The organism is Streptococcus infantis (assembly GCF_047464615.1).
GTDB lineage: Bacteria > Bacillota > Bacilli > Lactobacillales > Streptococcaceae > Streptococcus > Streptococcus infantis_Y.
Genome location: NZ_JASHBO010000006.1, coordinates 114,598 through 138,119 on the forward strand (window position 1 = coordinate 114,598; position 23,522 = coordinate 138,119).

Below are 23,522 nucleotides of genomic sequence, written 5' to 3' on the forward strand. Positions count from 1 at the left end.
TCAATCTGCCTGTTTCACTTGGATTCTAGGAATCCAGCTAACGAAAAAAATCAACTAGAAAAGGATAATGACTATGTCACGCCAAACACCGTCACTCTCATTTGAAGTGTTCCCTCCAAACCCAGCCGTGGGTAATGATAAAATTATTTCAGCCTTGCAGGACATGCAGGAGTTGGCTCCCCACTTTATCAGTGTGACTGCCAGCAATAATAAATTTAATATCAAGGAAACGACGGTTCGTTTGGCTGACTTTATCCAAAATGACTTGGCGATTCCCACCATTGCTCACTTGCCAGCTATTTATCTGACTAAGGATAAAGTGGCTGAGACCATTGCAGATTTGGATAAGGTGGGAGTACAGAAAATCTTGGCTCTTCGTGGAGATATCATTCCAGGTGTTGAGCCACAGAAGGATTTCCGTTATGCGACTGATTTGATTGAGTTCATCAAGGAACAGGCGCCACACTTTGACATTGTTGGAGCTTGTTACCCAGAAGGGCACCCTGATTCGCCAAACCAAATCTCAGATATTCAAAATCTCAAGAAAAAAGTGGATGCAGGTTGCTCAAGTCTAGTAACGCAACTCTTCTTTGATAATGAGCGTTTCTACGATTTCCAAGACAAGTGTACCTTGGCTGGAATTGATGTGCCCATTCATGCAGGGATCATGCCAATCCTCAACCGTAACCAAGCGCTTCGTCTCTTGAAGACTTGTGAGAATATTCATCTTCCACGTAAGTTTAAGGCTATCTTGGACAAGTATGAGAATGACCCTGAGTCACTCAGAGCAGCAGGACTTGCCTATGCCGTAGACCAAATCGTGGACTTGGTAACGCAAGACGTAGCAGGCGTGCATCTCTACACTATGAACAATGCAGAAACTGCCCAATATATCCACCAAGCAACCCATGCCTTGTTTAATCACCAATCTTTAGGATAATAAAAAGCAAACCATTCTTCTTTTCCTAGAGGAATGGTTCCTTTTTGATAGAAAAGAGCGTACTTTTTAAGAAAAATATGATAAAATAGACTCTGTACGTACTTGATACAAAGATGAGGGTATTAAATAATACAATACAATACATTCAAACTGCAAGGTTTAGCGACACGAGCGAGTCAAATCGATATTATTTGACGAGAGAGTTAGTAAAGCATTTAGCTAATCGCATGATAGCGCTTAGCGTGAAAGGTTTAGATGCTTTAGTATCAAACCTTTCTAATGATTTGTATCTTGATCTTTGTAGGCAAGGCGTATAATTTCATCAATCCAAAGGGGATTAAAATGACAAAACAAGTGTTTCAAACGACTTTTGGGGGTCGTGAGTTGATCGTAGAGACTGGTCAGGTTGCTAAGCAAGCAAATGGCTCTGTTGTCGTGCGTTACGGTGAGTCAACTGTCTTGACTGCTGCCGTTATGTCTAAGAAGATGGCAACTGGAGATTTCTTCCCACTTCAAGTCAACTACGAAGAAAAAATGTATGCAGCTGGGAAGTTTCCTGGTGGCTTTATGAAACGTGAAGGACGTCCTTCAACAGATGCGACCTTGACAGCGCGTTTGATTGACCGTCCAATCCGTCCAATGTTTGCGGAAGGTTTCCGTAACGAAGTGCAAGTGATCAACACAGTTCTTTCTTATGACGAAAATGCATCTGCACCAATGGCAGCGATGTTTGGTTCATCATTGGCTTTGTCTATCTCAGACATTCCATTTGACGGACCAATCGCTGGGGTACAAGTGGGTTATGTTGATGGGGAAATCGTCATCAACCCTACTCAAGAACAAGCAGAGCAATCGCTTCTTGAATTGACAGTAGCAGGTACGAAGCACGCTATCAACATGGTAGAGTCTGGTGCAAAAGAATTGTCAGAAGAAATCATGTTGGAAGCTCTTCTTAAAGGACACGAAGCCGTTAAAGAATTGATTGCCTTCCAAGAAGAAATCGTTGTGGCAGTTGGTAAAGAAAAAGCAGAAGTAGAATTGCTTCATGTAGATGCTGAATTGCAAGCTGAAATCATTGCAGCCTACAACAGCGATCTTCAAAAAGCTGTTCAAGTTGAAGAAAAATTGGCGCGTGAAGCTGCAACTCAAGCAGTTAAAGACCAAGTCACAGCAGTTTACCAAGAAAAATATGCAGACCACGAAGAATTTGACCGTATCATGCGTGATGTGGCTGAAATCTTGGAACAAATGGAACATGCAGAAGTGCGCCGTTTGATCACAGAAGACAAGGTTCGTCCTGACGGCCGTAAGGTCGATGAAATCCGTCCTTTGGATGCACAAGTGGACTACCTTCCTCGCGTACACGGTTCAGGACTCTTTACTCGTGGACAAACTCAGGCTCTTTCTATCTTGACTTTGGCGCCAATGGGTGAAACGCAAATCATCGATGGTTTGGATCCAGAGTATAAGAAACGCTTTATGCACCACTATAACTTCCCACAATACTCTGTTGGTGAAACTGGCCGTTACGGTGCACCAGGTCGTCGTGAAATTGGTCACGGTGCTCTTGGCGAGCGTGCTCTAGCTCAAGTATTACCAAGCTTGGAAGAATTCCCATACGCTATCCGTCTGGTAGCAGAAGTCTTGGAATCAAACGGTTCTTCATCTCAAGCATCTATCTGTGCGGGAACTCTTGCCCTTATGGCAGGTGGTGTGCCAATCAAGGCACCAGTAGCAGGTATTGCCATGGGTCTGATTTCAGATGGAAACAACTACACCGTATTGACAGATATCCAAGGTTTGGAAGATCACTTTGGAGATATGGACTTCAAGGTTGCAGGTACTCGTGACGGGATTACAGCCCTTCAAATGGATATCAAGATCCAAGGGATCACTGCAGAAATCTTGACTGAAGCTCTTGCTCAAGCCAAGAAAGCTCGTTTTGAAATCCTTGATGTCATTGAAGCAACCATTCCAGAAGTTCGTCCAGAATTGGCTCCAACTGCTCCGAAAATTGATACCATCAAGATTGATGTGGACAAGATTAAGATTGTTATCGGTAAAGGTGGAGAAACGATTGATAAGATCATCGCTGAAACAGGCGTTAAGATTGATATCGACGAAGAAGGTAATGTATCTATCTACTCTAGTGACCAAGCTGCCATTAACCGCGCTAAAGAAATCATTGCTGGTTTGGTTCGTGAAGCGAAGGTGGATGAAGTTTACCATGCCAAAGTTGTGCGTATCGAAAAATTCGGTGCCTTTGTCAACCTCTTTGACAAGACAGATGCCCTCGTTCATATCTCGGAAATGGCTTGGACTCGAACTAACCGTGTCGAAGACTTGGTAGCCATTGGTGATGAAGTGGATGTTAAGATTATCAAGATTGATGAAAAAGGTCGTGTAGATGCTTCGATGAAAGCACTCTTGCCACGTCCACCGAAACCTGAACATTCAGAGGAAAAAGGTGAAAAGGGTCATCGTCCTCGTCACCATCACAAGGACAACAAACCTAAGAAAGAAACTACAGAAACACCAAAAGACTCAGAATAAGAAAAGGAGAATTGTATGGGATGGTGGCGCGAAACCATTGATATCGTAAAAGAAAATGATCCAGCGGCCCGCACCACTTTGGAGGTTTTGCTGACTTATCCAGGTGTCAAGGCCTTGGCGGCCCACCGTCTCTCGCATTTTCTCTGGAAGCATGGCTTCAAACTACTGGCTCGTATGCACAGTCAGTTCTGGCGCTTCTGGACTCAGATTGAGATTCATCCAGGTGCCCAGATCGATTCAGGTGTCTTTATCGACCACGGTTCTGGCTTGGTGATTGGAGAGACGGCTATCGTTGAGACGGGAGTTCTCCTCTATCATGGGGTGACTCTTGGGGGAACAGGGAAAGACTGTGGCAAACGCCATCCGACCGTTCGAAAGGGAGCTCTCATATCGGCCCATGCCCAAGTTATTGGGCCAGTAGAAATCGGCGAAAATGCTAAGGTCGGTGCTGCAGCAGTTGTCGTGGCAGACGTACCTAGTGATGTGACGGTTGTCGGTATTCCTGCTAAGATTGTCCGTGTACATGGTAAGAAGGATGAGCCGGTCATTCACGAAGTCGAAGAAAAACGAGAGTACTACGTTAATAAACTCGAGCAGGCTAAAGAAGCTAGTCACAGATCGTCTGGTTTGTAGAGGATATCTATGTGATTCAAGCAAGAAATAAGTTAAGCCAAGAGGAGTTATCTGAGGCGAAAAAACTAATTAATTGTTGCCAAGCCTATGATGGAACTTATCGTGATCCTTATCTTTCTAACATGCTCAATTTTGACCCCGATATGCCCGCCTTTTTCCTTTATTATGAAAAAGGCGAACTTGTTGGTTTATTAACTGTCTATGCTGATGACCAAGATGTGGAAGTGACGATACTGGTTCATCCCAATCATCGCCGTCAGGGAATTGCACGTGCTTTGTTTACTAGCTTTGAGAAAGAAACGACTTCTTTCCCTATTCGTTCAGTGACTTTTCAGACAGAACGTATTTTTCTAGATCGTCATCCTGATTTTGTCAGCAACTGGGGATTGGTTGAGGATGAAGAAACAGAAACCTGGTTAGGTAAGGATAGAAGACCTTATCCGTTAGCAAATATTTCTAATCTTGAAGTTTTGTTAGCAGATAGCTCGTATCAGGAGCAAATTAGTCAGTTAAAATTTCAGTCATTCTCAGAGGAACATGAGACTAGAGAGATTGTGGATAGATATGTCGCTGAAGCTCTGAAGGATCCAGAAAGTCGCTTATATATTTTATTAAAAGACGGTCAGGTTATTGGAACTTGCACGGTAGATTTATCGACTAATACGAATTACTTCTACGGGTTAGCAATATCTGAACCTGAACGTGGGAAAGGCTATGGAAGCTACTTAGCAAAATCCCTCGTCAACCAACTGATTGAGCAAAATGATAAGGAATTTCAGATTGCAGTAGAGGACAGCAACGTCGGTGCCAAACGCTTATATGAAAAGATTGGCTTTGTCAAACAAACCCAAGTGGTTTATCTGAATGCGAAAGAGTAATAAATGCTATTAGATGAATTTGAAAATGTACCTGCTGTTATCGAGCCAACTGATCGAAGCCTTCTTAGTGGTGGAGAAATCTGTGATACCATTATCTTGTCTTTTAATGGAGAAATTCTTGAACGAGTAAAGCAGATAGATGGTGTCTACGAAGGTGGCTATCTTACCAATCTAAATGGCAAACTACCATGGTATATCTATGAAAAAGATGGGAGTAAGGTAGCAGTTGCTATGGCTACGATTGGAGCTCCAATGGTTGTTGGACTCTTGGAAGAACTCAAAGCAAGAGGATTTAAGAACTTTATTGTTTTGGGATCTTGCGGAGTTCTGGACCAGTCTATTCAAGCAGATAAGATTATCCTACCAAGCTCGGCTTTACGTGATGAAGGTACTAGTTATCACTATGCTCCAGCAAGTGATGAAATAGCCTATGAGCGATCTCTACTCTTAACTATGGAAAAAGCCTTGGATAAAGCTGGCATTGAGCATATTCGAACAAAGTCTTGGACCACAGATGCCTTCTATCGTGAGACAGCTGCTAAAGTCAAACGAAGACTAGCAACAGGAGCTAGAGTTGTAGATATGGAAGCTTCAGCTATCATGGCCTGGGCCCAATATCGCCAAGCCAATGTCTATCAATTTTTCTACACAGCTGACTATGTCGACCATCACAATCATGAATGGGATGCTAGACGCGAGGATAGAAAAGCGGATGCTATGACTTTCTTTGAGATTGCCCTAGTCATTGCTCGAGAGTTAGTTTAGACTAGTCTTTACGATAAATTTGAAACAAGAAAGGAAGGGAGCCTAACGGAAAACATAGAAATAAAACTTCCGTAGTGACTCCCTTCATCTTTTTACTTCATTCTTCTTTTATGTTTAGAAAGGAGCAAGGAAATCCGATTTGTGACAGGCAATCGGACTAAAATTTAGTTGAACAGTTAGTTATGAAACTATCTGTTTATGAATTTTAGCTTTCCTGACTATTATTTTATGATTAAAATCTATGACACCATGTCTCGTGATTTGCGAGAATTTGTCCCAATCGAGGACGGCAAGGTTAAGATGTATGTCTGTGGGCCGACAGTTTATAACTATATCCACGTGGGGAATGCCCGCTCAACAGTAGCCTTCGATACCATTCGTCGCTACTTTGAGTACCGTGGTTATGAGGTTGCCTACATTTCAAACTTTACCGATGTGGATGATAAGATTATCAACCGTGCCAAGGAAGAAGGTATCACACCTCAGGAAGTAGCGGACAAGTATATCGCTGCCTTTCGTGAAGATGTGACGGCTTTGGGGGTGAAACCTGCGACTCGTCATCCACGTGTTGTAGAGTTTATGGCTGATATCATCCGCTTTGTAGAAGACTTGATTGAAAAGGGCTATGCCTATGAGAGCCAAGGGGATGTCTATTTCCGTGTAGAAAAATCCCACAACTATGCTAAGTTGGCCAATAAAACCTTGGAAGACTTGGAACTAGGTGCTTCAGGTCGAACGGATGAAGAAACAGCTCGCAAGGAAAATCCGGTCGACTTTGCCCTCTGGAAAGCTGCTAAACCAGGTGAGATTTCTTGGGATAGTCCATGGGGACCAGGTCGTCCAGGCTGGCATATCGAGTGTTCGGTCATGTCAACGGAGATTTTGGGTGATACTATCGATATTCATGGTGGTGGAGCTGACCTTGAGTTCCCGCACCACACCAACGAAATTGCCCAGTCAGAAGCTAAAACAGGCAAGACCTTCGCCAACTACTGGATGCACAATGGCTTTGTCAATATCGACAATGTCAAGATGTCTAAGTCTTTGGGAAACTTCATTACGGTACACGATGCTCTCAAAACTATCGACGGTCAAGTATTGCGATTCTTCTTTGCGACTCAGCACTACCGCAAGCCGATCAACTTTACGGAAAAAGCAGTGCGCGATGCCGAAACTAATCTCAAGTATCTAAAGAACACCTATGAACAACCATTTACTGGAACAGTAGATGCTCAAGAGTTACAGGCATTTAAAGATAAGTTTGTAGCGGCCATGGATGAGGATTTCAATACAGCTAACGGAATCACAGTTGTCTTTGAAATGGCCAAATGGATCAATTCAGGTAACTATGATGAATCTGTTAAGGAAGCTCTTGAGGCTATGTTAGAAGTCTTTGGAGTGGTCTTTGTTGAAGAAGTTTTGGATGAAGAGATTGAAGCCTTGATTCAAAAACGCCAAGAAGCGCGTGTCAATCGTGACTTTGCGACAGCTGACCAAATCCGTGACCAACTAGCTGCACAAGGAATTAAATTGCTTGATACCAAGGATGGAGTGAGGTGGACTCGTGATTGATGTCAATCTCATTAACGGGATTGCGTTAGCCTTTGAAGGAGATGCGGTTTATTCTATGTATATTCGTCGCCATCTCATTCTAAAAGGTATGACCAAGCCCAATAAACTTCACCAAGAGGCAACCAAGTATGTGTCGGCCAAGGCTCAGGCACATTTGATTTCCCTCATGTTGGAAGAAGAAGTTCTAACGGAAAAAGAAGAAGAAATCTATAAACGGGGTCGCAACACCAACAGCCATACCAAGGCTAAGAATGCGGATGTGGTAACCTACCGTATGTCCACGGGCTTTGAAGCGGTCATGGGCTATCTTCATATGACAGAAAATGTGGAGCGCCTCGAAACCTTGATTTCTTGGTGCATCCAAAAAGTGGAGGGCTAGAAATGATTGCAAAAGAACTACTGGATTGGTTTCCTGATGGTAAAATCTTAGATCAGCCAGTTGATAAAGAGGGTTATCTAAGTCTACCTCTGTCAAATTATCAGTGGCTTTTGCTTGAGGAAGCTAGTCTTAGCGAGCGTGAAAAACAACTGGTGGCTCTCTTAACCAAACAGGAGCAAACCATTTCCCTCAATCCCTGGTATAGTTATCTCATTGAAGGCAAAGGACAGGCACCGCAAAACTTTAAAAAATTGCAGCTTGTCTATTGTCACCTATCCTATTTCCAACAGGAAAATTTAACGTCTTGGTTAGAGATGATGGGAACCCTCTTTCCAAATTGTCAAACAGTGCTTCAGGTGGGAGCGCAGGATTACATTTTTGTTCTCCAACAGGACAAATACGCATCTGTTCGCTCTATCTTAATGGATACCTTGGAAGCCGTAGAATATGACTTTGGAGTACGCTTGTCTATCATGTTAGGTCAGGTCTGGTCACAGACAGGACATCAGGCTCTGTCAGATCTCATCAAAGCAGAACGGGACTTGTTTAAAAACTGGTGGCGACAAGGGCATCAAGGAGTTCATACCTTTTCTCAACTTTATCTTTGGAGTTTGGGAGAAAGACAGGTTGATCTTAGACTTATCAAGGACTATCTCCGTCAGCAAATTCTAGATCAAGATCAGATTCAGGAAATCGTCCTCTCACTGTGGGAAAACAGTGCAGTCCTGACCAAAACAGCTCAGCAGCTCTATCTGCACCGCAATTCTCTCCAATATAAGATTGATAAATGGGAAGAATTAACAGGCCTTCAATTAAAGGATTTGACAGATTTGACCCTTTGTTATCAATTGATTTTACCAGATATAATCTAAAGTTTTGTGCAAGTTGCACAGAACTTTTTTTGTTTTTTGGTCACCTTGCCATAGAAATGTAAAGCGTTTTCATCTATAATAAAACTATCAAATGACAAAAGGAGTTCTCCACAATGGTAGAATTAAATCTTAAAAATATTTACAAAAAATATCCAAATAGCGAACACTATTCAGTTGAAGACTTCAACTTGAACATCAAAGATAAAGAGTTTATCGTTTTCGTAGGACCTTCAGGATGTGGTAAATCAACTACTCTCCGTATGATTGCTGGTCTTGAAGACATCACAGAAGGTACTGCATCTATCGATGGCGTGGTTGTCAACGACGTAGCTCCAAAAGATCGTGACATCGCCATGGTTTTCCAAAACTACGCTCTTTACCCACACATGACTGTATACGATAACATGGCTTTCGGTTTGAAATTGCGTAAATACAGCAAGGAAGACATTGACAAACGTGTACAAGAAGCAGCTGAAATCCTTGGATTGAAAGAGTTCTTGGAACGTAAACCAGCTGACCTTTCAGGTGGTCAACGACAACGTGTTGCCATGGGGCGTGCGATTGTCCGTGATGCAAAAGTATTCTTGATGGACGAACCTTTGTCAAACTTGGATGCAAAACTTCGTGTATCAATGCGTGCTGAAATCGCTAAAATCCACCGTCGTATCGGAGCTACAACTATCTACGTAACTCACGACCAAACAGAAGCGATGACACTTGCAGATCGTATCGTTATCATGTCAGCAACTAAAAACCCTGCTGGTACAGGTACTATCGGACGTGTTGAACAAATCGGTACTCCTCAAGAAGTTTACAAAAACCCAGTTAACAAATTCGTAGCAGGATTCATCGGAAGCCCAGCTATGAACTTCATCAACGTTAAATTGAACGGTGACCGCATTGTTGCTGACGGATTTACTTTGAAAGTTCCAGAAGGTGCTTTGAAAGTTCTTCGTGAAAAAGGTTACGAAGGTAAAGAATTGATCTTCGGTATCCGTCCAGAAGACGTAAATGCTGAACCTGCTTTCCTTGAAACATTCCCAGAATCAGTTGTCAAAGCAACTATCTCTGTATCAGAATTGCTTGGTTCTGAATCTCACCTATACTGCCAAGTTGGTAAAGATGAGTTCGTTGCAAAAGTTGACGCTCGTGACTACTTGCAAGCAGGTGCAACAGTTGAACTTGGATTTGACTTGAACAAAGCACACTTCTTCGACGTAGAAACTGAAAGAACAGTTTACTAAGATAGATTTTAATCAATGAGCACTACTAGAGTTTTTCTAGTAGTGTTTTTTTATCAAGTTTAGCAAACTCTTACAGAATGGGCTTTACTAGTTTTCATATCCTCAAAAAAGTGTTAAAATGGTAGGAAGAATTGGAGAGTATGCATGCCGAAAGAAGTAATTTATTCAGGCGATGAAGTCGTCGCTTTAACGCAAAAATATTTATCGAAAGAAGATGTGGCTTTTGTACACAAGGCCTTGGTTTACGCTGTAGAATGCCATAGTGGCCAGTATCGTAAATCAGGCGAGCCTTACATTATCCACCCTATTCAGGTAGCAGGTATTTTGGCTAAACTCAAGCTAGATGCTGTCACTGTTGCCTGTGGTTTTTTGCATGACGTGGTAGAAGACACAGAAGCTACCTTGGATGACTTAGAGCGTGAGTTTGGCCATGATGTTCGAGTGATTGTAGATGGTGTTACCAAGCTTGGTAAGGTTGAGTATAAGTCTATCGAGGAGCAGCTGGCTGAAAATCATCGTAAGATGCTCATGGCTATGTCAGAGGATATCCGTGTTATCTTGGTCAAACTTTCTGACCGTCTGCACAATATGCGCACCCTCAAGCATCTTCGTAAGGACAAGCAGGAGCGTATTTCCAGAGAAACAATGGAAATCTATGCACCGCTTGCTCATCGTTTGGGGATTTCAAGTGTGAAGTGGGAACTGGAAGATCTCTCTTTCCGCTATCTCAATCCAACTGAATTTTACAAGATTAGTCACATGATGAAGGAAAAACGTCAAGAGCGTGAAGCCTTGGTCGATGAAGTTGTGACGAAACTCGAGGAATACTCATCTGAGCGCCACCTTACAGGGAAAATCTATGGCCGTCCAAAGCATATCTACTCTATCTATCGTAAGATGCAGGACAAGAAAAAACGCTTTGAGGAAATCTATGACCTGATTGCCATTCGTTGTATTTTAGACACTCAGAGTGATGTTTATGCCATGTTGGGCTACGTTCATGAGCTGTGGAAACCGATGCCGGGACGTTTCAAGGACTATATTGCCAATCGTAAGGCCAATGGTTACCAGTCTATCCATACGACTGTTTATGGACCAAAAGGGCCGATTGAGTTCCAGATTCGTACTAAGGAGATGCACGAGGTTGCTGAGTACGGGGTTGCGGCTCACTGGGCCTACAAAAAAGGAATCAAGGGTCAGGTTAATAGTAAGGAATCTGCTATTGGAATGAACTGGATCAAGGAGATGATGGAACTCCAAGATCAAGCAGATGATGCCAAGGAGTTTGTAGATACTGTCAAAGAAAACTATCTGGCTGAGGAGATTTATGTCTTTACTCCAGATGGGGCGGTTCGTTCACTTCCAAAGGATTCTGGACCGATTGACTTTGCCTATGAAATTCATACAAAGATTGGGGAAAAAGCGACTGGAGCCAAGGTTAATGGTCGTATGGTTCCTTTGACGACTAAGCTTAAAACGGGTGATCAGGTTGAAATCATCACCAATCCAAATTCATTTGGACCAAGCCGTGACTGGCTTAATATGGTCAAGACCAGCAAGGCTCGTAACAAAATTCGTCAGTTCTTTAAAAACCAAGACAAAGAATTGTCCATCAATAAAGGCCGTGAATTGCTGATTAGTCAGCTCCAAGAAAACGGCTATGTGGCCAATAAATTTATGGACAAACGCCACATGGATGAAGTCCTTCAAAAAACCAGCTACAAGACAGAAGAAGCGCTATTTGCGGCGATTGGTTTTGGAGAAATCGGAGCCATCACTGTCTTTAACCGTTTGACTGAGAAGGAACGTCGTGAAGAAGAGCGGGCCAAAGCTAAGGCAGAAGCAGAAGAACTGGTCAAGGGTGGCGAAGTCAAGGTGGAGAACAAGGACACGCTTAAGGTTAAGCATGAGGGTGGAGTAGTCATCCAAGGTGCTTCTGGGCTCTTGATCCGGATTGCTAAATGTTGTAACCCTGTTCCAGGTGATGATATCGTCGGCTATATTACCAAAGGACGCGGTGTTGCCATCCACCGTGTAGACTGTATGAACCTTCGTTCACAGGAAAACTACGAACAACGTCTACTCGATGTTGAATGGGAAGACCAATTCTCAAGTAAGGAATATATGGCTCATATTGACATCTATGGACTCAACCGTTCTGGTCTATTGAATGATATCTTGCAAGTCTTATCAAATACAACTAAAAATATCTCAACAGTTAATGCCCAACCAACCAAGGATATGAAATTTGCCAATATTCATGTTTCTTTTGGAATTTCAAACCTTTCGATGCTGACCACCGTGGTTGATAAGATTAAGAGTGTACCAGAAGTCTACTCGGTTAAACGTACCAATGGTTAAGTTGGCTTGATATAATAAGAAAGGATTGCTATGAGAATTATCGTTCAGCGTGTCAAGAAAGCTCAAGTTTCTATTGAGGGTCAAGTATATGGGAAAATCCAGCAGGGGCTCTTACTCTTAGTAGGTGTTGGACCTGAGGATCAAAAAGAAGATTTGGATTATGCAGTCAGAAAGCTTGTCAATATGCGAATTTTCTCAGATGCTGAAGGCAAGATGAACTTATCGGTTAAGGATATCCAAGGCCAAATCCTCTCCATCTCTCAGTTTACTTTGTTTGCAGATACCAAAAAGGGAAATCGTCCAGCCTTTACAGGCGCTGCTAAACCGGATATGGCGGAAGCTTTCTATCAAGAATTTAACCAAGAACTAGCCAAGGAAGTTCCTGTTGAGACAGGAGTCTTTGGAGCAGATATGCAGGTGGAACTGGTCAATGATGGCCCAGTAACCATCATCCTTGACACCAAAAATAGATAAGAAAAACCAAGCCCAGTCAGCTTGGTTTTTCTCATCTATCACAAAATATTCCAAAATGAAATGGGTTCTTGATAGGCTTGGGGGAAGTCTCTTTTCAGGCTTTGGCAGGTGCGATAGGAAGGGATGAGATATCCTAGGATGAGGAGACTTCCCTGAAGGAAAAGTGGGATACCACTTAAAAACAGCAGGGAGAGAATTATCAGGTTATCCCAGAGGAGGATTTGTAAGGCAAAACGCCAGAATCTCGGTCTAATCTGGGAATAGAGTTGACTAAAGTGGTCACAAAGTTGGTTGGAAAGATAGGTAAACAGCACAGGGTGAAAGAAGATAAGCCAACCACTGTAAATCAAAATCCAATCCCAAGTGAGCCCCTCTTTAAATGTCAAAAATGCCAGCATGATTCCATCGATGATGAGGAGTTGAATGGTTTTGATGTAGATGATTTTTTTCATGATAAAACCTTTTTTTCCTTAGAGACACTCTCACAAAGAGATATGTTTGTCATAAAAGTCTGGATAGTTTTCTCTTAGGTGGCTAGCCGTTATATAATAAAAAGTAGAATGACAGGAAGTAAAGACTGGAGTAAGAGAGTAAAAATGTTGAGGGCCAGTGATGGCTAAAAAGACAAATAATAGTAGGTCAGCGGAGAGAATCTCTAAGTAGTAAAGGCGAATTTTTTTGTTCATCTGAGGATAAATCTCAGAGAAATGTTTTTTGAGTCGATTGACCAAGCGAAATAGCAGTAGTCCTTGAGCAAGGATGAAAATGAAGCAAAAAATCAGGCCTCTCTCCAAAGAAAGTTCGTATCGGGGTCTGAAAGTTACCAATAGTAGCAAATCGCTGACTACGATGGCTGTAAAATGGATTCTAAAGAGATTTTTCATAAGATGACCTCCCTCTTTTATCTAGCTTCATTCTACTCCAAAAGAATGGGAGTTACAAGTAAAATAATAAAAAATTTTAGTAAGGAGATTCTATTAAGTCGGCTTGCTTTCTTTATTTGAGTTTTCTTCTATTTTTCCACTTCTTCATCATTCCATACAAATAAAGCTCCGATTGCATTGAGGATATAAAAGATGTATTTTCCGATATTGGCAAAGTTTCCTTGAATGCCAGCCTTTGTCAGCTGAACGAAATTGTAAATCAACCAAAATCCCCACTGAGTTGTCAGTTTCAATGCATTCAAAGCATTGGCAATGAGGGAGAGTGCAAAGGAAATAGTTGTTACGTAGGCAAGGAGATTCATCTTTCCTCCATATCCGATATAGTTGGTCATAAATGCAAAGAGGAAGGCGATGATTGAAATGATGATGGCAGCTAATTTTATCTGTTTTTGGCTCATTTGGTTGGGTCTGCCTTCTTGCGAAGCTTCCCATTTCTTAATAGCAAAAGTATAAATGAGGAAGGTGATAGGATAGGTGATAATGGCCGCCTTATTTCCAAGGATATAGTCAATGGTACCAGACAAAATCGTATTGACTATGCCAAAGTAATTTCCCCATTTGCTTAATTTCCCCGTGAAACGAGTGGACAACATGGAAATCCCAACGTTGGTTACGGAAATCAATCCAAAGGGCACAAGGGCAGTCCATGGGCCCCAGTCTACGAATTTATCGAGACGGGAGTTGAGGTAACCAGATGCGATCGCAATTCCAACGACCAGAGCAACTCCAAAGAGGTCAAACCATTTGGATGTCGCAAAAATTTTTAGTGATTTTTTCATAGGTTAAAATATCTTTCTTTTTTTTACAAACATTCTACAACAAAATGAGAGTAACATCAAATGCTAGAAATAAAACCCTGAAAATCAAGCTTTCAGGGTTGGTAGGGGACTTGAGAAATTAGTTCAGTTTTTCAACATAGAGCTGTTTGGCGATTTCTAGGCTGACTTGGAGTTCTTCATTCTTGTGAATCAGAGTGAAGGTATTAGAGAAGCCATCAAACTGCTTGACTTGGAGTTGGTCTCCAATATGGATGCTGTGTTTTTCCAAATATTGGAGAAGTTCAAAACTATCGTGAACCCGAGTTAGTAGATAGGTTCCTGCTTCTTTGATATCCGAGAGAGGAAGGTTATTGCTCTCAACTAAAAGCTCTCCCTTGGCAGGAATGGTTCCTCCATGGGGACAGGTTTTTGGAAAGCCTAACATTTTGTCTAATCTCTCGACAAAAAAGTCTGAAACCGTATGTTCTAGTACCTCAGCTTCGTCATGAATCTGATTACTGGTATAATCCAGATGGTGAACCAGAAAAACCTCAATGAGTCTGTGTTTACGATAAAGATCAGATACAAGTTTTAAACCAATATCCGTTAGTAAGTAGCCCTTTTTCTGATCTTTTAGGATAAGATTTTCGGATTGCATGCGCTTGATCATCTCAGTTACCGCAGGAGGTGATACCTGCATCCGAGCAGCGATTTCTTTATTGGTAATCTTAGGAACTTCCATGCCAATCTCATAAATACATTTTAAGTAGTCTTCTTTATTAGGTGTCATTCGCATTTCCTTGTTTATAATCTCCATCTAGTATACCAAAAAAAGCTAGATTTCTCTAGCTTTCTGTCTTATTACAGGTGGGCTTTCTTTTAGTTAAGCGACTTTGCTGCTGCAATTGCGGCTTCGAAGTTTGGTTCAGAATTGATATTGTCCACGTATTCAACGTAGCGAATAGTATTGTCGGTATCGAGGACAAAGACTGCGCGTGCCAATAGGTGCCATTCATTGATTAAGAGGGCATAATCACTTCCAAAGGAATGGTCGAAATAGTCTGAGAGCATGATGGCATTTTCAATACCTTCAGCACCACACCAACGCTTTTGAGCAAAAGGTAGGTCCATAGAAACAGTCAAGACGACTGTGTTGTCCAGTCCAGCCAGTTCTTGGTTAAAACGACGCGTTTGAGTTGAGCAGATACCTGTATCGATAGAAGGCACGACACTCAAGACTTTTTTCTTACCGTCAAAATCAGCTAGAGATTTTTTAGAAAGGTCTGTTGTAGTGAGAGAAAAATCAAGTGCCTTGTCGCCGACTTGTAGTTGTTTACCTGTAAAGCTAACAGGATTTCCGAGGAAAGTTACCATAGATACTCCAATCTTTTTTCTTCCATTTTATCTGAAACAGTCAGAATTTTCCAATGATTTGACCGGAAATATGGGCATAGAAAAAACGCCAGCTCATGTGAGAATGACGTTTTTCAGAGTATTATTTAGCTAATCCTTCAGCAATCTTATCAAGGTTGTATTTCATCATGTTGTAGTAGCTGTCGCCTTCTTTACCTTGTTCTGCGATAGAATCAGTAAAGATTTGTGCGTAGATTGGGATGTTTGTGTCTTGTGAAACAGTCTTCATTGGACGGTCATCCACACTTGATTCTACAAAGAGTGATGGAGTTTTTGTTTGGCGAAGTTTTTCAACCAAGGTCTTGATTTGGTCAGGAGTTCCTTCTTCTTCAGTATTGATTTCCCAGATATAGGCACTTGGGACACCGTAGGCTTTAGAGAAGTATTTGAAGCATCCTTCGCTGGTTACAATGAGTTTTTTCTCAGCAGGGATGTTGTTAAATTTCTCCTTAGCTTCCTTGTCAAGTTTGTCTAGCTTATCAGTATATTCTTTGAGATTTTTTTCGTAGAATTCCTTGTTGCTAGGGTCTTTAGCGCTCAATTGTTTTGCGATATTTTTAGCAAAGATCATACCGTTTTCAAGGTTAAGCCAAGCGTGTGGGTCTTCTTTGCCTTTTTCGTTTTGACCTTCAAGGTAGATAACATCAACGCCTTCGCTGACTGCAAAGTAGTCTTTGTTTTCAGTTTTCTTAGCATTTTCTACCAATTTTGTAAACCAAGCATTGCCACCTGTTTCAAGGTTGATACCGTTATAGAAAATCAAATCAGCTTGAGAAGTTTTCTTAACGTCTTCAGGAAGTGGTTCGTATTCGTGCGGGTCTTGGCCAACAGGAACGATACTGTGAAGATCAATCTTGTCACCAGCAATATTTTTAGTAATATCAGCGATGATTGAGTTTGTAGCAACAACTTTTAGTTTTTGACCAGAAGCTGCATCTTTTTTTCCACTAGTACATGCTACCAGAGCAATGACGGAAAGAAAAAGAACGAGTAATGTACCTAATTTTTTCATTAGATCCTCCAATTTATTGGGGCGTTTCCCCTTATTTTAACAAATGTTTATTTTTCAGTTTCAAATATCGTTGTTTTGGAGCGATAAAGAAGCTAATGAGAAAGAAACTAGCAGCTGTAAGCACGATACTAGAACCTGCCGCAACGTTAAAGCTATAACCGATAAAGAGTCCTAAAACTGAAGCAGTCGCTCCAAAGGTTGAGGAAAGGAAAATCATGCTTTTCAGGCTATTCGCATAAAGATAAGCAGTTGCAGCTGGGGTAATCAGCATGGCTACAATCAGGATAGTTCCGACACTTTGCATGGCTGTCACAGACACGAGAGTCAAGAGTACCATGAGAAGGTAGTGATAGAAATTGACAGGCATTCCCATGGCTTTGGCCAAGAGTTCATCAAAGGAAGTTATCAAGAGTTGCTTGAAGAAAATCCAGATTAACAAAAGAATGGCTGCCCCCACACCCATAGTAATAAACATATCCGTATCTTGGACGGCTAGGATATTACCAAAAAGGATATGGAAGAGGTCAGTTGAACTTTTAGCGACACTAATCAAGATGATACCGAGGGCTAAGAAAGAAGAAAAGGTAATGCCGATGGCGGTATCGCTTTTGATAATCGAGTTCCCCTTGATGTAGGTAATGATGATAGCAGCTAGCAATCCAAAGACAATGGCTCCGATAAAGAAGTCAACGCCTAAGATGAAGGAGAGGGCTACACCTGGTAAGACAGCATGTGAAATAGCATCTCCCATGAGTGACATCCCACGTAGAATGATGAAACATCCCACAGCTCCAGCTACGACCCCGACGACAATAGCTGTTATCAAGGCATTTTGTAGGAAATGGAATTTTTGCAATCCATCGATAAATTCTGCAATCATAGGTCACCTCCATTGAAAAAGAGTCGATTACCGTAAGCTTCTTTGAGATTGGCTTCGGTAAAGGTTTCTTTGGTTGGACCAAAGGCAATCACTTCTCGATTGACAAGTAAGACTTGATCGAAGTAGTGGGAAACCTTGCTGAGGTCGTGGTGAACGATGAGAACCGTCTTACCAGCTTTTTTCAAATCTCTCAGCGTATTCATGATGATTTCCTCACTGACAGAGTCAATCCCAACAAAGGGTTCATCCAAGAGGATATAATCGGCTTCCTGCACCAAACATCTGGCAATCAAGACCCGCTGGAATTGACCTCCAGACAGTTGACTGATTTGACGTTCAGCGTAGTCAGCTAGGCCGACGATTTCAAGGGCTTCCTCTACTTTTTTCCAATGTTTAGCATTTAAACTGCGAAAGAGAGGAATAGAGGGAAATAGTCCTAGCGAGACACATTCCTTGACCTTGATGGGAAAGTTGTAGTCGATATTGATTTTTTGTTCGACATAGGCAATTCGGTGTAAGGATTTTTTAACTTCCTTGTCATCGAGAAATGCCTGACCTTGATGTGGGATAATTCCCAGCATACCTTTTAATAATGTTGATTTTCCAGCACCGTTTGGACCAATGATTCCGGTAATTGTTGGTCCTTGGAGCACTAGTGAAATATCCTTAAGTGCCAACGTTTCTTTATAGGAGACACTGAGGTTTTCGATACGTATCATAAACTTATATTCCTCCTGACTCTTAATATACCTTAAAAAAAAAATTAAGTCAAGTTAATTTTTCAAAAAATTAAAATATTAACAGTAAAATATTTAAGTTTCTTTAATCTTGTATTTTAATTGCATTCCCAGGTAATTTTTGTTAAGCTAAAAGCAAGTACAAATGAAAGCGAGAACAAGATGACACGTTATCAAGATGATTTTTATGATGCAATCAATGGAGAATGGCAGAAAACAGCTGAAATCCCAGCAGATAAGTCTCAAACTGGAGGTTTTGTTGATTTAGATCAGGAAATTGAAGACCTGATGCTGGCGACAACAGACAAGTGGTTGGCAGGAGAAGAGGTGCCTGAGGATGGTATTTTGGCAAACTTTGTCAAATACCACCGCCTAGTTCGTGATTTTGACAAGAGAGAAGCTGACGGTATCACACCTGTTTTGCCTCTCCTTAAAGAATTCCAAGAATTGGAGACTTTTGCAGATTTTACAGCTAAACTAGCAGAGTTTGAACTTGCTGGCAAACCTAACTTCCTTCCTTTTGGTGTATCGCCAGACTTTATGGATGCCAGAATCAACGTTTTGTGGGCTAGCGCTCCAAGCACGATTTTGCCAGATACGACCTACTATGCAGAAGACCATCCTCAACGCGAAGAACTCTTGACTCTTTGGAAAGAAACCAGCGCAAATCTCCTCAAGGCTTATGATTTCTCTGATGAAGAAATTGAAGACTTGCTAGAGAAAAGACTAGAATTGGACCGTCGAGTTGCAGCAGTGGTGCTCTCTAATGAAGAAAGTTCAGAATATGCTAAACTCTACCATCCATATGCTTACGAAGATTTCAAGAAATTCGCGCCTGCCCTACCTTTGGATGACTTTTTCCAAGTCGTTCTTGGACAAGTACCAGACAAGGTTATCGTAGACGAGGAACGTTTCTGGCAAGCCGCAGAGCAATTCTATAGTGAAGAAGCTTGGCCTCTCCTCAAGGCAACCTTGATTTTGAGTGTTGTCAATCTCTCAACTAGCTATTTAACAGAAGAAATCCGTGTCTTGTCAAGTGCTTACAGCCGTGCGCTATCTGGAGTTCCAGAAGCCAAAGACAAGGTTAAAGCTGCCTACCAGCTAGCACAAGGTCCATTCAAACAAGCCTTGGGCCTCTGGTATGCCCATGAAAAATTCTCCCCAGAAGCCAAGGCAGACGTGGAGAAAAAAGTGGCAACTATGATTGATGTCTATAAGGAACGTTTAGCTAAAAATGACTGGCTGACTCCTGAAACTCGTGACAAGGCCATCGTCAAACTCAATGTCATCAAGCCTTATATCGGTTATCCAGAAGAATTGCCAGCACGCTACAAGGACAAGGTAGTGGATGAAACTGCTAGTCTTTTTGACAATGCTCTAGCCTTTGCGCGTGTAGAAATCAAACACAGCTGGAGTAAGTGGAATCAGCCAGTTGACTACAAGGAGTGGGGCATGCCTGCTCATATGGTCAACGCCTACTACAATCCACAAAAGAACTTGATTGTCTTCCCAGCCGCTATCCTACAGGCTCCATTCTATGACTTGAATCAGTCATCTTCTGCCAACTACGGTGGAATTGGAGCGGTTATTGCCCATGAAATCTCTCACGCCTTTGATACCAATGGAGCTTCCTTTGATGAAAATGGTAGCCTCAAGGACTGGTGGACTGAGAGCGACTATGCAGCCTTCAAAGAGAAAACTCAGAAGGTTATCGACCAATTTGATGGTCAAGAATCTTACGGAGCAACCATCAACGGTAAATTGACTGTGTCAGAAAACGTGGCTGATTTGGGAGGAATCGCTGCAGCGCTAGAAGCAGCTAAGCGAGAACCAGACTTCTCAGCAGAAGAATTCTTCTACAACTTTGGTCGCATCTGGCGCATGAAAGGTCGTCCAGAATTTATGAAACTCTTGGCTAGCGTGGATGTGCACGCGCCAGCCAAACTCCGTGTCAATGTGCAAGTGCCAAACTTCGATGATTTCTTTACAACCTATGATGTCAAAGAAGGCGACGGTATGTGGCGTTCACCAGAAGACCGTGTGATTATTTGGTAAAGTGAGTTCTTAACCAAGTATCAGCTTGGAGTTAATGACTCATGCTTGAAGTTTATCCATCTGAAAATGCAATGCTATCGAGGTTAATATGAAGAAATCTTTAATGATGCTCTCAGCTATTCTTTCGATTTCAGTTTTGGCATCTTGTGGTCTCAATAAAAATAATAGCAATATAGAACCTTCATCTGCACTATCATCTGTTTCTAAAGACGATAAGACTAGTACATCAACAGAAGCAAAGACTGAAAATACAAGCGACTCGTCAACCAAGGCGTCACAATCGACTGTTGAAAAGAAGAAGGAAACTGGACAAGATGTATATAAAGAAGTGATTGAACGCTATAATCACTTTACAGACCTTTTAAAACAAGGTAATAGAGAAGATTTATACCAGGAAAATAAACAACACAAGATTGTATCAGAAGAATATAGCCTGATTTTCTCTCGAATGGATTATCAAAATGCACCAGATTTTAAATATGCCCTTCTTGATTTGAATAAGGATGGTCAAGACGAGTTGCTTATTGGGGATGAAAAATTTGTGTCAGCCATTTATTATTTGGAAAACCAAAAGCCTAACTTACTTCACACAGCTTATGTCCCTTCTGCAGGTGTTTTTCGCTCAGGCTTTGTTATTTACGAAAATGGTCTAGTCTCTTATGCAGACTGGCAGTCAACTCGTCCAGAAATGAACCTTTCTCTATATTCGTTCGATAAAAACGGAGTGCAGAAGGTTAAAGAAGCGACTCTTCAAATTGGTGGCAATGAGAAAGCAGAGCAAGTTTTAGATATCTCTTCTGAAAAGCTTGATTTGGCTAACATCGATTGGAAAGAATTGAATCCAGCTAATTAGTTTTGAATTATTTTTCTAGTTCAACTTTGATTCTTCTGAGCAAGTAATGATGTAGAAATTGAAGCTACACAAAAACCAAGGATGATTGTCCTTGGTTTTTATGTTTTAGAAAAATGGATTAAAGGTCTTTTCGTGAGCGATGGTCGTAGCCGGACCATGTCCTGGATAGACATCGTAGTTTGGAAGGGTGAAGAGCTGGGTTTGGACACTATGAAGGAGTTGTTCCATATTACCAGTTGGCAAATCTGTCCGTCCAATAGTTTCTCGGAAGAGAGCATCACCCGTTAAGACCAACTGCCCATCTGGAAAAACAAATGAAACTCCTCCGATAGAGTGGCCTGGAGTTGGTAATACAGTAAAGCGGAACTCATCAATCTGGTATTCTTCATGAAAGACAAAGGTGTGTTCAGCTGGTTTACATACGACATCTGCCATATCGTCGTGTCGAGGAAGGCCAGAAAGATTATCAACAGGAGTATAGAGCCAAGATGCTTCGCTTTCCGCTACATACACTGGAGGATTTCCAAAAGTATCTCTGACCAAGTCCAGACTCAAGATGTGGTCGTAGTGGGTGTGGGTCAGAAGAATGGCACAGACCGGTTTGTTGATGGTTTCGATAGTCTTGCGAATGGCCTCCCAATGGCTACCAGGATCAACTACAATCAGGTGTTGCTCCCCTTCAAGATAATAAGTGTTTTCATAGGCAACAGGATTCACAGTTTTATGGATTTTCATAGAATTTCCTCTTTCAAAGCATTTACTCCTACTAGTATAACACAGTTAGGGAGAATAAGTATTTATTTATAAATATTAAAAACCAGCATGACTAGTTAAAGGCAGGCTGGTTATCAATTTATCAATATTGGAGAGGTGTTAATTGACCTTCATAGGTTGCATAAACTCCGTCATTAGCATGTTTAATAGAAGTAATATTAAGAGTACCACCATAATTGGCTTCACGCTTATTGCTGTATTCGCTATAGTTTATCTTGTTGGGCAGGGCTTGATCTTTACCATAGTATTGAACGACAGTTTTTTGATAACTTTGCTGACCGAATAGAATCAAGCAAGTAACTCCTAACACTAGGAGAGCAAGAATAGAGATACCGATTTTTTTCATAGATGTTCTCCTGATCAATGATAAAAGAAAGGAACTGAAGGATTCTTTATTACAAAATCCAGTTAAGATACCAGTATATGTCTACTAATTGTTCTTTGTAGACTTAATAGAGTTGATGAAATTAAATCATGATTGGGTTACAATATGGTTTCCGATTTGTTCTCTCCTTCTATCGCCCTAAATAAAAATCTAATTTCATAATATATTATATGATAAAGATTCAGAATTATCAACCAATTCTGAACCGTTTTTTTTTTATTTTATTGATAAATTGTAAGAATAAGTGAATTTAACAGGAGAAGAGTTATTACAATAACTTTTAAGAATATTAAACAGAATAGGATGTTTATTTTGTATAGAAAGAAATGATTAAGTGGTGTGTAGCCATAGTGTTGAGTATAGGAAATTATAGGTTCTTGTGACATCACCTACTTTAACTTTAAATCACACAATAAGAAATCAATAAAAAAGTCCCTTCAAAGAAGAGACCGATGTTTATTTAAACTTAAAACCTTCATAGATGAGTTCTGCTTTTGGATGTTTTTCTTTAATACTTTTAGAGATGGCTTCCATCATGACTAAAGGTCCACACATATAAATGCTTGTTTGATCTGGAATATCCTCGTTTTCAAAGTTTAAGTAGCCATCTTGGGTGCTGTCTATCAAGCAAAGGTCAAAATTGGGATTTCTCTCAGCATAGGCATGAAGTAGATTAAGATAGACTGCATTTTCCTTACCACGATAACTATAGTAGAATCGAACGCTCTTAGTCAGAAAAGGATTTTCTCGGATATACGAGATAAAGGGAGTAATTCCAATACCTCCAGCGATCCAAATTTGCTGATCTTGTCCTTGTTCTAATAACATATGTCCATAAGCTCTGTCAACTGTCACTTTGCTACCAACTTTTAGATTTTCATAGATATTTTTGGTATGGTCACCTGAGTTTTTAATTAGACTTCCTGCGAAATAAAAATATGATACAATAAAACTATGAATTATGAATCAAGTAAACTATTAACTGATGCACGCTTTAAGCGCCTTGTTGGTGTTCAGCGCACTACTTTTGAAGAGATGTT

The 23,522-nt window shown here is 41.2% G+C and carries 23 protein-coding genes and 2 pseudogenes; 14 read left to right on the forward strand and 11 right to left on the reverse strand.

The window, feature by feature from the left end:
- Positions 1-73 precede the first annotated feature (73 nt).
- The 11 genes from metF to dtd all read left to right on the forward strand — a co-directional run bounded on the left by metF (position 74) and on the right by dtd (position 12,671).
- Entirely contained in the window at positions 74-940 is an 867-nt protein-coding gene (gene metF / locus QM450_RS04900; RefSeq protein WP_414319850.1) for a methylenetetrahydrofolate reductase [NAD(P)H], read from the forward strand.
- A gap of 342 nt (positions 941-1,282) precedes the next feature.
- Positions 1,283-3,493 carry a polyribonucleotide nucleotidyltransferase gene (gene pnp, locus QM450_RS04905; protein ID WP_414319851.1) on the forward strand — a complete coding sequence of 737 codons (2,211 nt, stop codon included), beginning with the start codon at positions 1,283-1,285 and terminating at the stop codon, positions 3,491-3,493.
- A gap of 15 nt (positions 3,494-3,508) precedes the next feature.
- Positions 3,509-4,126 carry a serine O-acetyltransferase gene (gene cysE / locus QM450_RS04910; RefSeq protein ID WP_049516296.1) on the forward strand — a complete coding sequence of 206 codons (618 nt, stop codon included), beginning with the start codon at positions 3,509-3,511 and terminating at the stop codon, positions 4,124-4,126.
- A gap of 11 nt (positions 4,127-4,137) precedes the next feature.
- Entirely contained in the window at positions 4,138-5,004 is an 867-nt protein-coding gene (locus QM450_RS04915; RefSeq protein WP_414319852.1) for a GNAT family N-acetyltransferase, read from the forward strand.
- A 3-nt stretch (positions 5,005-5,007) separates the two neighbouring features.
- Entirely contained in the window at positions 5,008-5,769 is a 762-nt protein-coding gene (locus tag QM450_RS04920; protein WP_414319853.1) for a nucleoside phosphorylase, read from the forward strand.
- Between the two features lie 228 nt (positions 5,770-5,997).
- Complete coding sequence (cysS, locus tag QM450_RS04925) at positions 5,998-7,341, forward strand: cysteine--tRNA ligase (protein WP_414319866.1); 1,344 nt, start codon at positions 5,998-6,000, stop codon at positions 7,339-7,341.
- Positions 7,334-7,720, forward strand: a complete 387-nt coding sequence (locus tag QM450_RS04930; RefSeq protein WP_045763483.1) for a Mini-ribonuclease 3 — start codon at positions 7,334-7,336, stop codon at positions 7,718-7,720. The genes cysS and QM450_RS04930 overlap by 8 nt, the downstream gene beginning before the upstream one ends.
- Before the next feature lie 2 nt (positions 7,721-7,722).
- Positions 7,723-8,592: a helix-turn-helix domain-containing protein gene (locus QM450_RS04935; RefSeq protein WP_414319854.1), complete on the forward strand. Its 870-nt coding sequence runs from the start codon at positions 7,723-7,725 to the stop codon at positions 8,590-8,592.
- Between the two features lie 113 nt (positions 8,593-8,705).
- Complete coding sequence (locus QM450_RS04940) at positions 8,706-9,836, forward strand: ABC transporter ATP-binding protein (protein WP_248035955.1); 1,131 nt, start codon at positions 8,706-8,708, stop codon at positions 9,834-9,836.
- A 144-nt stretch (positions 9,837-9,980) separates the two neighbouring features.
- The gene (locus tag QM450_RS04945; RefSeq protein ID WP_049503998.1) at positions 9,981-12,197 is read left to right on the forward strand and encodes a RelA/SpoT family protein; all 2,217 of its coding nucleotides are present in this window, start codon (positions 9,981-9,983) and stop codon (positions 12,195-12,197) included.
- A gap of 30 nt (positions 12,198-12,227) precedes the next feature.
- The gene (gene dtd / locus QM450_RS04950) at positions 12,228-12,671 is read left to right on the forward strand and encodes a D-aminoacyl-tRNA deacylase (protein WP_049503997.1); all 444 of its coding nucleotides are present in this window, start codon (positions 12,228-12,230) and stop codon (positions 12,669-12,671) included.
- A 38-nt stretch (positions 12,672-12,709) separates the two neighbouring features.
- Here dtd and QM450_RS04955 read toward each other — a convergent pair whose 3' ends face one another.
- From QM450_RS04955 to QM450_RS04990, 8 genes are all read right to left on the reverse strand, one after another.
- Positions 12,710-13,123 (reverse strand): hypothetical protein, encoded by a 414-nt coding sequence (locus QM450_RS04955; RefSeq protein ID WP_414319855.1) that lies wholly within the window; start codon positions 13,121-13,123, stop codon positions 12,710-12,712.
- A 30-nt stretch (positions 13,124-13,153) separates the two neighbouring features.
- Positions 13,154-13,555: a hypothetical protein gene (locus QM450_RS04960; protein WP_414319856.1), complete on the reverse strand. Its 402-nt coding sequence runs from the start codon at positions 13,553-13,555 to the stop codon at positions 13,154-13,156.
- A gap of 128 nt (positions 13,556-13,683) precedes the next feature.
- Positions 13,684-14,394 carry a nicotinamide mononucleotide transporter gene (locus tag QM450_RS04965; RefSeq protein ID WP_414319857.1) on the reverse strand — a complete coding sequence of 237 codons (711 nt, stop codon included), beginning with the start codon at positions 14,392-14,394 and terminating at the stop codon, positions 13,684-13,686.
- A gap of 118 nt (positions 14,395-14,512) precedes the next feature.
- Positions 14,513-15,163 (reverse strand): metal-dependent transcriptional regulator, encoded by a 651-nt coding sequence (locus tag QM450_RS04970; RefSeq protein WP_414319858.1) that lies wholly within the window; start codon positions 15,161-15,163, stop codon positions 14,513-14,515.
- 89 nt (positions 15,164-15,252) lie between these two features.
- The gene (tpx, locus tag QM450_RS04975) at positions 15,253-15,747 is read right to left on the reverse strand and encodes a thiol peroxidase (protein WP_414319859.1); all 495 of its coding nucleotides are present in this window, start codon (positions 15,745-15,747) and stop codon (positions 15,253-15,255) included.
- A gap of 121 nt (positions 15,748-15,868) precedes the next feature.
- The gene (psaA, locus tag QM450_RS04980; protein WP_045611179.1) at positions 15,869-16,798 is read right to left on the reverse strand and encodes a metal ABC transporter substrate-binding lipoprotein/adhesin PsaA; all 930 of its coding nucleotides are present in this window, start codon (positions 16,796-16,798) and stop codon (positions 15,869-15,871) included.
- Between the two features lie 31 nt (positions 16,799-16,829).
- A complete protein-coding gene (locus QM450_RS04985; RefSeq protein ID WP_000559790.1) occupies positions 16,830-17,678 on the reverse strand; it encodes a metal ABC transporter permease in 849 nt (282 codons plus the stop codon).
- Entirely contained in the window at positions 17,675-18,397 is a 723-nt protein-coding gene (locus QM450_RS04990) for a metal ABC transporter ATP-binding protein (RefSeq protein ID WP_000619162.1), read from the reverse strand. Before QM450_RS04990 ends, QM450_RS04985 begins: the two co-directional genes overlap by 4 nt.
- 180 nt (positions 18,398-18,577) lie before the next feature.
- On the opposite strand from QM450_RS04990, the gene pepO reads away from it, so the two are divergent.
- Both pepO and QM450_RS05000 read left to right on the forward strand, forming a co-directional pair.
- Positions 18,578-20,470 (forward strand): endopeptidase PepO, encoded by a 1,893-nt coding sequence (pepO, locus tag QM450_RS04995; protein WP_414319860.1) that lies wholly within the window; start codon positions 18,578-18,580, stop codon positions 20,468-20,470.
- Positions 20,471-20,558: 88 nt separating this feature from the next.
- Positions 20,559-21,323 (forward strand): hypothetical protein, encoded by a 765-nt coding sequence (locus tag QM450_RS05000; RefSeq protein WP_414319861.1) that lies wholly within the window; start codon positions 20,559-20,561, stop codon positions 21,321-21,323.
- A 105-nt stretch (positions 21,324-21,428) separates the two neighbouring features.
- On the opposite strand, the gene QM450_RS05005 is transcribed toward QM450_RS05000, so the two are convergent.
- From QM450_RS05005 to QM450_RS05015, 3 genes and pseudogenes are all read right to left on the reverse strand, one after another.
- Positions 21,429-22,058 carry an MBL fold metallo-hydrolase gene (locus QM450_RS05005; RefSeq protein ID WP_414319862.1) on the reverse strand — a complete coding sequence of 210 codons (630 nt, stop codon included), beginning with the start codon at positions 22,056-22,058 and terminating at the stop codon, positions 21,429-21,431.
- Positions 22,059-22,179: 121 nt separating this feature from the next.
- Positions 22,180-22,443 (reverse strand): hypothetical protein, encoded by a 264-nt coding sequence (locus QM450_RS05010; RefSeq protein WP_414319863.1) that lies wholly within the window; start codon positions 22,441-22,443, stop codon positions 22,180-22,182.
- 495 nt (positions 22,444-22,938) lie between these two features.
- Positions 22,939-23,397: pseudogene (locus tag QM450_RS05015) on the reverse strand (oxidoreductase); the annotation flags it as partial.
- 39 nt (positions 23,398-23,436) lie between these two features.
- Between QM450_RS05015 and QM450_RS05020 the strand changes: the two are divergent.
- Positions 23,437-23,522: pseudogene (locus QM450_RS05020) on the forward strand (IS5/IS1182 family transposase); the annotation flags it as partial.

What these genes read in the sequence shown, in the direction of transcription:
- QM450_RS04960 (WP_414319856.1), bottom strand. Translation starts at nt 13,555, where the DNA reads ATGAAAAATCTCTTTAGAATCCATTTTACAGCCATCGTAGTCAGCGAT.
- QM450_RS05005 (WP_414319862.1), bottom strand. Translation starts at nt 22,058, where the DNA reads ATGAAAATCCATAAAACTGTGAATCCTGTTGCCTATGAAAACACTTAT.
- pepO (WP_414319860.1), top strand. Translation starts at nt 18,578, where the DNA reads ATGACACGTTATCAAGATGATTTTTATGATGCAATCAATGGAGAATGG.
- cysS (WP_414319866.1), top strand. Translation starts at nt 5,998, where the DNA reads ATGATTAAAATCTATGACACCATGTCTCGTGATTTGCGAGAATTTGTC.
- tpx (WP_414319859.1), bottom strand. Translation starts at nt 15,747, where the DNA reads ATGGTAACTTTCCTCGGAAATCCTGTTAGCTTTACAGGTAAACAACTA.
- dtd (WP_049503997.1), top strand. Translation starts at nt 12,228, where the DNA reads ATGAGAATTATCGTTCAGCGTGTCAAGAAAGCTCAAGTTTCTATTGAG.
- QM450_RS04990 (WP_000619162.1), bottom strand. Translation starts at nt 18,397, where the DNA reads ATGATACGTATCGAAAACCTCAGTGTCTCCTATAAAGAAACGTTGGCA.
- QM450_RS05010 (WP_414319863.1), bottom strand. Translation starts at nt 22,443, where the DNA reads ATGAAAAAAATCGGTATCTCTATTCTTGCTCTCCTAGTGTTAGGAGTT.
- cysE (WP_049516296.1), top strand. Translation starts at nt 3,509, where the DNA reads ATGGGATGGTGGCGCGAAACCATTGATATCGTAAAAGAAAATGATCCA.
- QM450_RS04965 (WP_414319857.1), bottom strand. Translation starts at nt 14,394, where the DNA reads ATGAAAAAATCACTAAAAATTTTTGCGACATCCAAATGGTTTGACCTC.
- psaA (WP_045611179.1), bottom strand. Translation starts at nt 16,798, where the DNA reads ATGAAAAAATTAGGTACATTACTCGTTCTTTTTCTTTCCGTCATTGCT.
- QM450_RS04955 (WP_414319855.1), bottom strand. Translation starts at nt 13,123, where the DNA reads ATGAAAAAAATCATCTACATCAAAACCATTCAACTCCTCATCATCGAT.
- QM450_RS04940 (WP_248035955.1), top strand. Translation starts at nt 8,706, where the DNA reads ATGGTAGAATTAAATCTTAAAAATATTTACAAAAAATATCCAAATAGC.
- QM450_RS04970 (WP_414319858.1), bottom strand. Translation starts at nt 15,163, where the DNA reads ATGACACCTAATAAAGAAGACTACTTAAAATGTATTTATGAGATTGGC.
- QM450_RS04985 (WP_000559790.1), bottom strand. Translation starts at nt 17,678, where the DNA reads ATGATTGCAGAATTTATCGATGGATTGCAAAAATTCCATTTCCTACAA.
- metF (WP_414319850.1), top strand. Translation starts at nt 74, where the DNA reads ATGTCACGCCAAACACCGTCACTCTCATTTGAAGTGTTCCCTCCAAAC.
- QM450_RS04945 (WP_049503998.1), top strand. Translation starts at nt 9,981, where the DNA reads ATGCCGAAAGAAGTAATTTATTCAGGCGATGAAGTCGTCGCTTTAACG.
- QM450_RS04920 (WP_414319853.1), top strand. Translation starts at nt 5,008, where the DNA reads ATGCTATTAGATGAATTTGAAAATGTACCTGCTGTTATCGAGCCAACT.
- QM450_RS05000 (WP_414319861.1), top strand. Translation starts at nt 20,559, where the DNA reads ATGAAGAAATCTTTAATGATGCTCTCAGCTATTCTTTCGATTTCAGTT.
- pnp (WP_414319851.1), top strand. Translation starts at nt 1,283, where the DNA reads ATGACAAAACAAGTGTTTCAAACGACTTTTGGGGGTCGTGAGTTGATC.
- QM450_RS04935 (WP_414319854.1), top strand. Translation starts at nt 7,723, where the DNA reads ATGATTGCAAAAGAACTACTGGATTGGTTTCCTGATGGTAAAATCTTA.